The following is a 10902-nucleotide window of genomic DNA, read 5'->3' as shown; positions in this document are numbered from 1 at the left end:
GGCGAGTTGCAGCCTGCAATCCGAACTGAGAACAGCTTTAAGAGATTAGCTAAACCTCGCGGTCTCGCAACTCATTGTACTGTCCATTGTAGCACGTGTGTAGCCCAGGTCATAAGGGGCATGATGATTTGACGTCATCCCCACCTTCCTCCGGTTTGTCACCGGCAGTCTCGCTAGAGTGCCCAACTGAATGATGGCAACTAACAATAAGGGTTGCGCTCGTTGCGGGACTTAACCCAACATCTCACGACACGAGCTGACGACAACCATGCACCACCTGTCACTTTGTCCCCGAAGGGAAAGCTCTATCTCTAGAGTGGTCAAAGGATGTCAAGACCTGGTAAGGTTCTTCGCGTTGCTTCGAATTAAACCACATGCTCCACCGCTTGTGCGGGCCCCCGTCAATTCCTTTGAGTTTCAGCCTTGCGGCCGTACTCCCCAGGCGGAGTGCTTAATGCGTTTACTGCAGCACTGAAGGGCGGAAACCCTCCAACACTTAGCACTCATCGTTTACGGCGTGGACTACCAGGGTATCTAATCCTGTTTGCTCCCCACGCTTTCGAGCCTCAGCGTCAGTTACAGACCAGAGAGTCGCCTTCGCCACTGGTGTTCCTCCATATATCTACGCATTTCACCGCTACACATGGAATTCCACTCTCCTCTTCTGCACTCAAGTTCCCCAGTTTCCAATGACCTTCCCCGGTTGAGCCGGGGGCTTTCACATCAGACTTAAGGAACCGCCTGCGCTCGCTTTACGCCCAATAAATCCGGACAACGCTTGCCACCTACGTATTACCGCGGCTGCTGGCACGTAGTTAGCCGTGGCTTTCTGGTTAGATACCGTCAAGGTGAGAACAGTTACTCTCTCACTTGTTCTTCTCTAACAACAGAGTTTTACGATCCGAAAACCTTCTTCACTCACGCGGCGTTGCTCGGTCAGACTTTCGTCCATTGCCGAAGATTCCCTACTGCTGCCTCCCGTAGGAGTCTGGGCCGTGTCTCAGTCCCAGTGTGGCCGATCACCCTCTCAGGTCGGCTATGCATCATGGCCTTGGTGAGCCGTTACCCCACCAACTAGCTAATGCAGCGCGGGCCCATCCATCAGTGACACCCGAAAGCGTCTTTTATCTTTCTGTCAGGCGACAAAAAGAATTATGCGGTATTAGCACCTGTTTCCAAGTGTTATCCCCCTCTGATGGGCAGGTTGCCCACGTGTTACTCACCCGTCCGCCACTCCTCTTTCTCGGTGGGTGCAAGCACCCGGTGAAAAAGAAGCGTTCGACTTGCATGTATTAGGCACGCCGCCAGCGTTCGTCCTGAGCCAGGATCAAACTCTCATTAAAAGTATGATAACATCCGAAGATGTTTAGCTCATTTGTTGTTTGCTAGCGAATTGACTTCACTATCAGTTTTTATAAAAAACTGTAAAATTGTGTTTGTTTTTACACTTGTAAAAACGCCCTACACATTTGGTTCGTCTTACTTTGTTCAGTTTTCAAAGGTCTACTTCGTTGCGTTAGTAGCAACTTTTAAATAATAACATGTCGGCATTTGATTGTCAACACTTTTATTTAATTATTTTTTGAAGCTTGTTTTGTTGTCACCTGACAACTTCTAAATAATAACACGTTTAGTTGACTCCGTCAACATCTTTTTCAAAACTTTTTAAATCTTTTTTTATGTCACCTATTCGCTGTGACAACTTTTATATAGTAGCACGGGAACCCAACCGATGTCAACCATCTTTATAAAAAAATATAGTAGGTTCTAGAACCTACTATATCAAGCGTTTTATTTAAAATCAAGTATCTTTATGGACGCATCGTTGGGAAATCCATGTTGATTTACGAATATTCATCTATATGTCTCTAAAGACTGATATTATCAGCTTTTATCATTCTCTTCTTTTTTGCAACTGTCTACAACTGACCATAAATCTAGATCAAACGGTCGTAAATCGGTCGTATGATGGTCGTATTAATAAGATCCCATCATTGCTTTTTCAAAAGCTTGCATTTGCTCTATTTTAAAGTCTTCAGTTGCATCTGTGTATATGTCCATAGTAATCGTTATATCTGCATGACCTAAGATGGACTGCATTGCTTTAGTATTCATATTCTGTTCGTTCATTCTAGTCGTAAAAGTATGCCTAAAAATATGATTACTTAAATGTGGTACTAATATCACTTTTTCTTTCTTACTCTTATTTTGATCTAGAATTTTTAAATTACAGTCTCTTACAATTCTCCTTAATGATTTATTCAAAGTATTATTATTGTGTACTTTACCAAAGCGATTTAAAAACACAAAATTACTATAACCATCAATTGTATCTTTGCACTCAATTTCAAATACTTCTTGCATTTCTTTTTCTATCAAGAAAGCTTCTTTGACCTTTTCAATCATCGGAATTTTTCTTGTTCCCGCTTTAGTCTTTGGTGTATTAATTGCATATTTACTGCTTAGCCCCTTACCTTTACTATAGTATACCAAAGTATGCTCTACACTAATTAATCCTTCATCAAAGTCTAAATTATTCCATTGTAGTCCTGTAATTTCACCTACTCTCATACCTGTCCAAAGCATAACAGTAAAAATAGGATACCATCTTCTATATTCATTACTTGAGGATAAAAACTTTTCAAATAAAGCTTGTTCTTCGATGGTCATAGCTTTTTTCTTAGGTGTTTCGTGTCTATAAGCTGACTTCAACTCCTTTAGAGCATTATCTGAAGGATTATATCTTAAATAATCATCATCTAGTGCTAAATCTAAAACTTGATGTAATATAGTATGAACACAATCAATTGTTGATACTTTTAATCCCTGGTCTTCTTTTAATCGGTTATAAAAAGCTCTAACATCTGAACGTTTCACTTCAACTAACTTAAGTTGACCAAAGGTAGGTTCTACAAACTGTTGATACATATAAATGTAGTTTTTAAAAGTATTATCTTTTAATCCTCGCTTTACCTTTTTCCAAAGATTAAACATATCATTGATTGTAAGAGTAGAATTATCACTATCTATACCATCTAAGCTATTACGCAAAATTTCTTTTTGCCTTTCTCTTAATTCGGGTAAAGTTTTTGCATAGATAGACTTTCTTCTTCCAATCTTATCTCTCCACTTATATTCATAAGTACCATTAGCTCTTTGATGTTCTCCTTCTCTTAAAACTACTCCTTTATTATCTTTACGTCTTTTTACCATGAAAATCTCCCTTTCCGATAAAAAGAACACGCTATGATTATTATATCATATGCAGCATGTTCTTTTATCGAAAATCACTAAATTGAATACTGTTTATTTAAATACCCCTCCATCAACTCTCTTTTAATTAATCTCTTATTGCCATTGAATAAAACAAATGTGCAATCTCTTTCATCAGTTAACTGTCTAATTTTATCTTGTCCAATATTAAAATAACTAGCCGCCTCCTTAAGTGTTAAGAAGGCTTTTTCAGCAATACGAATATCATTTATATTTTCTCTATCCATAGCCCCTTCCTTTCATTAAAAACATATGGAGATACTTATATGTAAAGAATCTCCTATCTATTAAAAGGCTTATACTATAAAATGATATATCTAAGCCTTTTTGCTGTATTTTTCATTTTTTACTTTTCATATATTAGTATTTTAAATTTGCATGTTGTTATTTAGTTTTATGACATAAACGAGTGCAATGGAATTGCTACATAGGTATCTCACCTCTGCCCCTGTTATAGATGGGCCAGCATCAACTTTAGAAGTATCATTATCACCACTTAATTCATCGCTTAAGATTTCCAGGCCTTAATTAAACCTATTTATTTATCGCTCGCTTCCTTCTATTCCTTAGAACATCCTAGTATTTATTTGAACCGATTACTCAGCAGGAAGGTCTATGCGTAATTAAGTTTATGCTCCCTAAATGGATAACGTCTCGTCTTGGTCTATTAAGTTATCAAGGATCAATATTTATATAAAACATGAGAGGTATTTATAAGTTGCTTGTTTTAAAAAACAAAGGTCAAATCCCCCTCACTTATATGAGTGAAAATTTGACCCTCTTGGACACACTTTTATTTATTTTTTTCTAAAATCATTTTTAACTTTTCTAGAATCCTATCTCTTTTTCTTATAAGAGATGTCTTATGCGTCCCTATATTCTGTGCGACGTCTCGTATAGTCTCTTCCCTAAAATACAAAGCATTAATAATCTCTCTTTCTTCATCACTGAGTTTAGAAATAGCTTTTCGCAAGTTCACTATTGCCTCTTTTGTTTCAACTAATTTTTCTACATCTACACTTTTATCTTCTATTATATCCTGAAAGTTACCATCTTGATCAAATTGAGAAATATAGAGCAATCTATTTTTACGATCAAGTCGTTCTAAATATTTTTCCCTATTCGTCTGCTTCCAATAAGCCAGATAAACTTCCTTACTAACCATTACCTTTTCTTTATCAATAAAAATAAAATAATCTTTCTTTGTCATATAAAAACCTCCTTAAATCTCTTTTTGAAATTTAAGGAGGCATGGCGGGGATCTAATTCGTACACAATTCATAAGCAACTCACCTATAATTAGGTACAAAAATAGCCACGATTAACTCGTGGCTATCCTTTTATATTGGACCCTTTATAAAACACAGCTAAATATAACAAAACATTATCTAATACTTATTAGATTTAATTTTAAATAAAGCTCATTTCATAATATATAGAAAGAGTGTGATGTGAGTTATAGAATCTTTCTAAAATGTTGAATTTTTATAAATTTTGTTAAATTGTATATGGAAATTAAAAAAACATATATCTATTATCTCTTTCTTACTACAGAGATAACCTGGAGCATTATTTAATAGTTTGTTTTTATTTTTTCATTACACGACACATCCATATTTCTTTTTGAAGCTTGATACACTTGATTCTGTAAAACAACCTATTTTTTTCTGTTTTCAAGCAAAAGTGTTTCATTAAGGGTTCCTCCTAAATTTTTATATTCTTTTTTTCTTAACAACAGATTTTTTTTGCTATTCTTGTTTTTTTACCTTAATATTTTTACCTGCTTTTTCTAAAATTGGCTCGAATAGTTCTTCCTCAGCCTTTTTTCTAGCTCTAATAGCATCTTCTTTATTCTTAAATGTTCCAAGTGTATATCTTTTCCTTCTTAACGTAATATAAGAAACCCATTTGCCATTTTTAGTTTGACTAACACCTCTTACCCCACTAGTATTATTTGACGGTATTTTATCCGTTAGTAAATATGGTAAAGCTCCATCCACATAGTTATATTTGCGGTTACTATTAAGATGACCACAGCTTAGTGTATGCTTACTAATGAGATTAGATCTAGAAACATAAGTAGGCTTACCACAAGAACATAGACAAAGATATTTTTCTCTATTTTTATCAAATGAAATAACTGTAAGATCTCCGATTTTTTGCCTTAATAAGTCATCATATTTATGATTTCCACAGTCTTTGACATATCCTCTATCTAGTTGCTTTTTAGTGGCTTCAATATAATTTCCACATTTAAGACATCTACATTTCCAAACTATTGATCCATCTTCACGCTTTTGAGTTTTTTCTTCAACTATAAGGTTGTGATATATATTTCCTACTATGTTTTTATAACTATTAGCAATCTCCGCTCCTCTACATCCACAACTTACTGTCCTTCCCGAAATAAGATTACTATAATAAACATCAGTAGTGTTTCCACAATCACAAATACATTTATATTTTTTGTATTTGCCTTTTTTATAAACAGATAATACTTTTAATTTTCCAAACCTTTTCCCATCAAGTTTATCTTTTTTATTCATTTCTTTTGCTTTGTTTGATGTCATATCTACAAAAATTTTCTCTTTTCAAAATATAACCTCTCTTAAATTTTATTTCTACAATGATATATCAAGAAAAATTATTGCCTATTTTTCAATTCTTTTACATCGTATAGTTGTTCTTGCTTCTCCACCTAGGGTACAAGTGAATAATGTTAAGTCCCAATCTCCAGAAACCATATCTTCAACCTGTATTTCATCTAGCTCTTCTTTCTTTTCTACAGTAAAATCAAAAAGATTGTCATTCATATCCTTAAATTGAACTACATCTCCAATATTTAATCGATGAAGCTTTCCAAAATGGACTGTATAGTTATGAGCTAACAGGATCATATTGTTTAAGTATACAGAACCTTCATATCTTGCAGGTGCAATCTTAAGCTTTGGATATGACCAAGAGCTTAGAATCGGAAGTTCCAGCTCTAAGCTCGGTATAATTACATATCCTATATATTCATTGCCATCAATTGTAACCTTTGGCATTTCCATATACGGGTTTTTAACATAATCAGGTCTATCATCAATTGGTTTTTCAATTTCTATGACCTTCTTTTCTTCAAGCCTTTCTTTGATTAACTCAGTTTCTTTTCCAACCTGATAATCTTCCCATAAGTTTTTAGAAAAAAATACTAATCCAGCCACAATACAGATAGTACCAAATAAGAAAAACTTATTTACCTTTCGCATTTAATTTGTCTCTTTCTATAAGGGATGATTAAGGCAATAGCTAACACTAAAAGCCCTGTTAACCTGAATATAGTACTTCCTGATCCACCAGTTGTTGGCAGTTCATAGCCTCCCATTAATTCATTCTTTACTATGACGGTATTATCATTTAATGAAAAGTTATCATCTGCTTTCATACTAACTTTTCCTAGACGTGATACTTCAATCTTTAATGAGTTGTCTATTTTACTAAATCCTTCAGGGGCTTCGATTTCTTTTAAATAATATGTCCCATGGACTAGTCCATATATTTTAATCTCGTCTTTATCATTAGTAATAAATTCAGTTTTCTTGTCACCTTTTAAATCCTCATTATCATAAAGTTTAAGTGGTTGAACGTTTTGATTTTCATCAGGATTTTCTTTATATATTGCAAATTTAGCATTTTCAAGAGAATTACCTACCGAATCTATTTTTTTAACACTCAAATTTTGAAGAGCAACTTGGACTACTGGATGGTCATAGAACTCTTTATATGGTTTTTCTTCAGGTCCAAAGACATAATCTACATAAGCTTCTTTATTTGACTTAAATCCAGCTTTGTTAGAACTAGTCTTATTATCAGCATAATCTGTCCCAAAATCCCCTCTATGAGGGTAGCCGTTTCTTTGATACTCCTCAAATGTCTCCTTTGGAATAGTAATATTATAAGATAATGTAAATTTCATGTTTTTATCTAACTTATAGTCAGGATTGAAAGTTAAAATAACACTTTCTTCTTCATTGACTTTTTGAGTTTTAACTGATTGGATGTATCTACCATTTTCATTTTGTGCTGTTTGATTTCCATTTTCCCAAAGAGTCTTTATCATTCCATTTGTATCCGTTACTGTCACCTTAAAATCGGGTATCGAGTCCAATTTTATATCCTTACTTAAAGTATCCTTTACTTTTACTTCTGAAACTGAATATAAAACCGTATTACTTAAACTTTTTGTTAATTCACTTATATCCTCTTTAATTCCCAAGAATATTCCATTGCCTTTTTTCGACATAGCTTTTAAAACTTCTGGACTTTGTGACGTGAAGAAACCCGTATCGTTAATATCTTTTGAAACTCCTATAGCAACTGTAGAAACATCCGGATTTGAATTATAAAAACGATTCAAGGTACCTTCTTCTTCATCAAGAATCCACTTTCTAACGTTGTTAACATTAATAATACTATCGTAAGCTCCACTGCCATATCTTTTTCCATTATGCCAAACATAAAATGTTGGAACTCCATCACTTAAGAAAATCATGGCTTTTTTATTTGCACTTGACGGTCTTGCCAAGAATTGTTGTTCAGCTCTTTTCAATCCCGCATCGTAATTCGTACCTTCTTGAAATCCGTTGGTAAATCTCACCGTTTTTGGTTTGTTAGTCCAATCCAACAATATTTTTGAGTCTTTATCTAGTGTGTAAAACGGATTGCCTAGCAAACCTCCAACTCCTCCAAAATCTACAATGGTAAGATTGTTTTTTTCATTCTGATTTAAGAAATTATAAACAAAGCCATCATTATCATTGGGACCATTCAAGAAGAAGTCTATAGCTTTTGCTCTAGATTGCTTATATTTATATCCTGGAATATTCATATCTTTTTTACTCATACTCCCAGATCTATCAAGTACTAAAACCAGATCAACACCCTCTGTTTCTACCTGGGTTTTACTATTTAAGTCCAAATATATACGGTAGTTATCTGCAATTTCCTCTGGAGTTTTAGTCTTTTGTATATTCGTATCAGGATTTTGTATTCCATCTCCTAAATAATCAATTGTTTTATGTTTTTGTAAATTAGGTACTTTACCCATTTGAAAAATATCTGGTTGTCTATTGTAACTTCTAGGAATTAAACCATCTGCATGATTGGTTTCTGCAAATTGGCTATTTTCAAATATTATGACTTGCTTTCCTATATCACCTTCCACAATTATCTTTAACAAATTAATACTACTAATTTCTTTAACCGTCGATTTAAAAGCCAAAGTAAAGTCTTCAAAATCATTAGAATTCTTTGGAATTAACGAAACAATATCTACCTTATCTTCTAATACACTATGACTATCTAATCTCTCAAGTCCTTGATCTTCAAAATTATAAGAGATTTTTATCTTTCCAAGAGATTGTATCAACTCATGTTTTTTGTCATATAATTTTTTTACTGCGGCTTCTAAATTATTGAAATCTTTTTGTGATTGATTGACCTCGTTAAGTTTTTCTATTGATTTTTCTAGCTCTGTCAACTCTTTAAGTATAAGTTTTGCAGATTCTTTATCTTTATCTGAATATATTTCTTCTTCTAAAGTTAATTCTTTCGCAACTTCAAGTTCAATTTTTTTAATTTTGCTTTCTGAATTCTTGTAGAAATCAATAAAAAAATTTCCATCCTTAATTTCTATATTGCTTATGTCTATATATTCTGGAGAATTTTCATCATAATCCTTAATATCAAACTTATCCTTTAACTCTAAAGCGTCTTGATGAGTTAGACGACTTTCGCCGGACTTATCTTTTACAAGTTTTTCAAATTTTGAAATAAGTTTTTTCTCATAGTCTGAATAATTTAAAGTAAACTCTTTTAATTTATCAGTTCTTTTGTCTTCTTGTTCTTCTTTCAGTTCTTCTTCATGAACCTCTTGAGACTCTTCTTTAAGGTTTATGTTTTTTTCTACCGTATCGATCAAGATAAGTTGTTCTATTTTATCAACTTCAAAACTTAATTCTACAATTTCATTTCTATCATTTCTTTTGATTTCTGTATCTTTACAATCAATTAATTCGTTGTTGAACAGCGAAAATATTGAGAGTTCATTTTGCTCTTCTAATGAAAATGGCTTTTTAAAGACATAGTGTATATTTAGAATTTCAAGATCATGAATTCTATCTCCGTCTTTATTAATAAAGTAAATGTCATAAATTTTTGCTTTATTTAACTTTTGCTTTTCATTAAGCTTTTCAGTAATCATATTCGTGATTCTTTTTTGTAATCCTAATTGTCTATCGTCTTTTTCTGAATCAACCTCCTTAACTATTAATTGTGCCTCTTCTTGCAATGTTCCCTGTTTTAGCTCTATAGAAATTTCAATCTCACCATTTTCATAAAAATAAGTTTTAGGCAACTCCTTGCTAGTTTCAAAGGAGTTTATAATAGACCCCTTTGTAAGATCTTCACTATTTTTTATCTCTAATGAATTACTCTTACTCTCACTCTTTCTTTTTTCGTCTGGAGAGTCTTCTTTTATTTCTTGTGTGTTTGTTATAACAATTGAGTTACTTTCTTTTGTATGCTCACCAAAAGATTCTTTATCCATAGCCAGAGAAATAGGGGAATTTGAAAGTAATATTAGCAGTACTAAAACAAGCGATATAAATTTTTTCATTTTAATTTTCATTCATCCACCTTCTTTCTTCTATTTTGAATAAAGCCTAACACAATCATTATTGAACCGATACCAACTAGAGTATACACAGGCCACCATAACTGACCCGTCTGTGGCAAGGGGTCTTTGGTTTTTTTTGGTGTTTCGGATGATAAATAAGTATTTTCAACTATAAAAGTATCACCTTCTTCACTTATAGATACTTTATATTTACGTTTGCCCACACTTTTTTCTGCTACGGTCCAATTTACATTTGCATCTAATTTATGCCATGTGTGTTGCCAATTGCTTTTTTCACTTAAGCTTATTACTTCTTTTAACTTTCCATTTCCTAAAAGTTCAATTTGAACTTCTTTAGGGCGTAGATTTTCAAAGCCTTTATCTTTCCAAATCTTTATGACTTTTTTAGACACTTCTTTTATGATCTTTTCTTCTCTAGTTGTTTTTGGCTTTGAGATTACCTCATAGTTCCATGTCCCAGTTTCTCTTTCTACATTAGGTAATAGAACTAGAAAGGGACTGGATTCATATATATAATTATCTAAAGTTAACTGCTTTCCAATGACAAGATACAATCCAGCTTTTAGTTTTGTTTTGTAAATTCCGTTAGCATCAGTTAACCCTGTCACTACAGGTTTTACCCCGTCCTTTTGCACATATCCTTTTAGGGTGAGAGAATAATCGTTCCAACCATCTTGGTTTAATTTCGTTAAATCAACAGGATATTTGCTAAATTTCTTTGAAAGATCTATGTTTAGATTCTCATCAACATCCGCTACTTTATATATGTCAAATTCCGCATTAGATAATTTCTTACCTTCATTCTGATAGTCGATAGTAAACTCAACGTCCTTGTCTTTATCAAAGTCGCTACTTGCTAATATCTTTGAAGGAAATATAATAAGACTTAATATTAAGCACATGAGAAATAATGGTAGGATTTTTTTAGTTTTATTCATCTTTCACCTCCA

General features: G+C 33.2%; 7 protein-coding genes and 1 rRNA gene (1 of these 8 running past the window's edge). All 8 read right to left on the bottom strand.

Annotation, left to right across the window (positions count from 1 at the left end; genetic code table 11):
* Positions 1-1343 (bottom strand): 16S ribosomal RNA (locus tag M2919_RS08210); it reaches 217 nt to the left of the window's first position.
* Between the two features lie 634 nt (positions 1344-1977).
* Positions 1978-3213, bottom strand: coding sequence for a tyrosine-type recombinase/integrase (locus tag M2919_RS08205; protein ID WP_248848624.1), 1236 nt, complete (start codon positions 3211-3213; stop codon positions 1978-1980).
* Positions 3214-3290: 77 nt separating this feature from the next.
* Positions 3291-3500, bottom strand: coding sequence for an excisionase (locus M2919_RS08200; protein WP_202585261.1), 210 nt, complete (start codon positions 3498-3500; stop codon positions 3291-3293).
* A 566-nt stretch (positions 3501-4066) separates the two neighbouring features.
* Positions 4067-4483: a sigma-70 family RNA polymerase sigma factor gene (locus M2919_RS08195; RefSeq protein ID WP_202585262.1), complete on the bottom strand. Its 417-nt coding sequence runs from the start codon at positions 4481-4483 to the stop codon at positions 4067-4069.
* 538 nt (positions 4484-5021) lie between these two features.
* Positions 5022-5819 (bottom strand): AP2/ERF family transcription factor, encoded by a 798-nt coding sequence (locus tag M2919_RS08190; RefSeq protein ID WP_248848623.1) that lies wholly within the window; start codon positions 5817-5819, stop codon positions 5022-5024.
* A gap of 105 nt (positions 5820-5924) precedes the next feature.
* A complete protein-coding gene (locus tag M2919_RS08185) occupies positions 5925-6479 on the bottom strand; it encodes a sortase (protein ID WP_248848622.1) in 555 nt (184 codons plus the stop codon).
* Between the two features lie 32 nt (positions 6480-6511).
* Positions 6512-9943 (bottom strand): DUF7604 domain-containing protein, encoded by a 3432-nt coding sequence (locus tag M2919_RS08180; protein WP_248848621.1) that lies wholly within the window; start codon positions 9941-9943, stop codon positions 6512-6514.
* Positions 9940-10890, bottom strand: a complete 951-nt coding sequence (locus tag M2919_RS08175; RefSeq protein WP_202585266.1) for a Cna B-type domain-containing protein — start codon at positions 10888-10890, stop codon at positions 9940-9942. Before M2919_RS08175 ends, M2919_RS08180 begins: the two co-directional genes overlap by 4 nt.
* Between the last annotated feature and the right edge of the window lie 12 nt (positions 10891-10902).

The organism is Vagococcus lutrae (genome assembly GCF_023299185.1).
Lineage (GTDB): Bacteria > Bacillota > Bacilli > Lactobacillales > Vagococcaceae > Vagococcus_A > Vagococcus_A lutrae.
Note: the sequence above shows the minus strand (reverse complement) of the source record. Positions and strands in the feature narration are given on the sequence as shown.

Bases quoted from the DNA above. Each gene is read 5' to 3' on its own strand.
- M2919_RS08175 (WP_202585266.1), bottom strand. From the start codon at position 10,890: ATGAATAAAACTAAAAAAATCCTACCATTATTTCTCATGTGCTTAATA.
- M2919_RS08195 (WP_202585262.1), bottom strand. From the start codon at position 4,483: ATGACAAAGAAAGATTATTTTATTTTTATTGATAAAGAAAAGGTAATG.
- M2919_RS08205 (WP_248848624.1), bottom strand. From the start codon at position 3,213: ATGGTAAAAAGACGTAAAGATAATAAAGGAGTAGTTTTAAGAGAAGGA.
- M2919_RS08180 (WP_248848621.1), bottom strand. From the start codon at position 9,943: ATGAAAATTAAAATGAAAAAATTTATATCGCTTGTTTTAGTACTGCTA.
- M2919_RS08200 (WP_202585261.1), bottom strand. From the start codon at position 3,500: ATGGATAGAGAAAATATAAATGATATTCGTATTGCTGAAAAAGCCTTC.
- M2919_RS08190 (WP_248848623.1), bottom strand. From the start codon at position 5,819: ATGAATAAAAAAGATAAACTTGATGGGAAAAGGTTTGGAAAATTAAAA.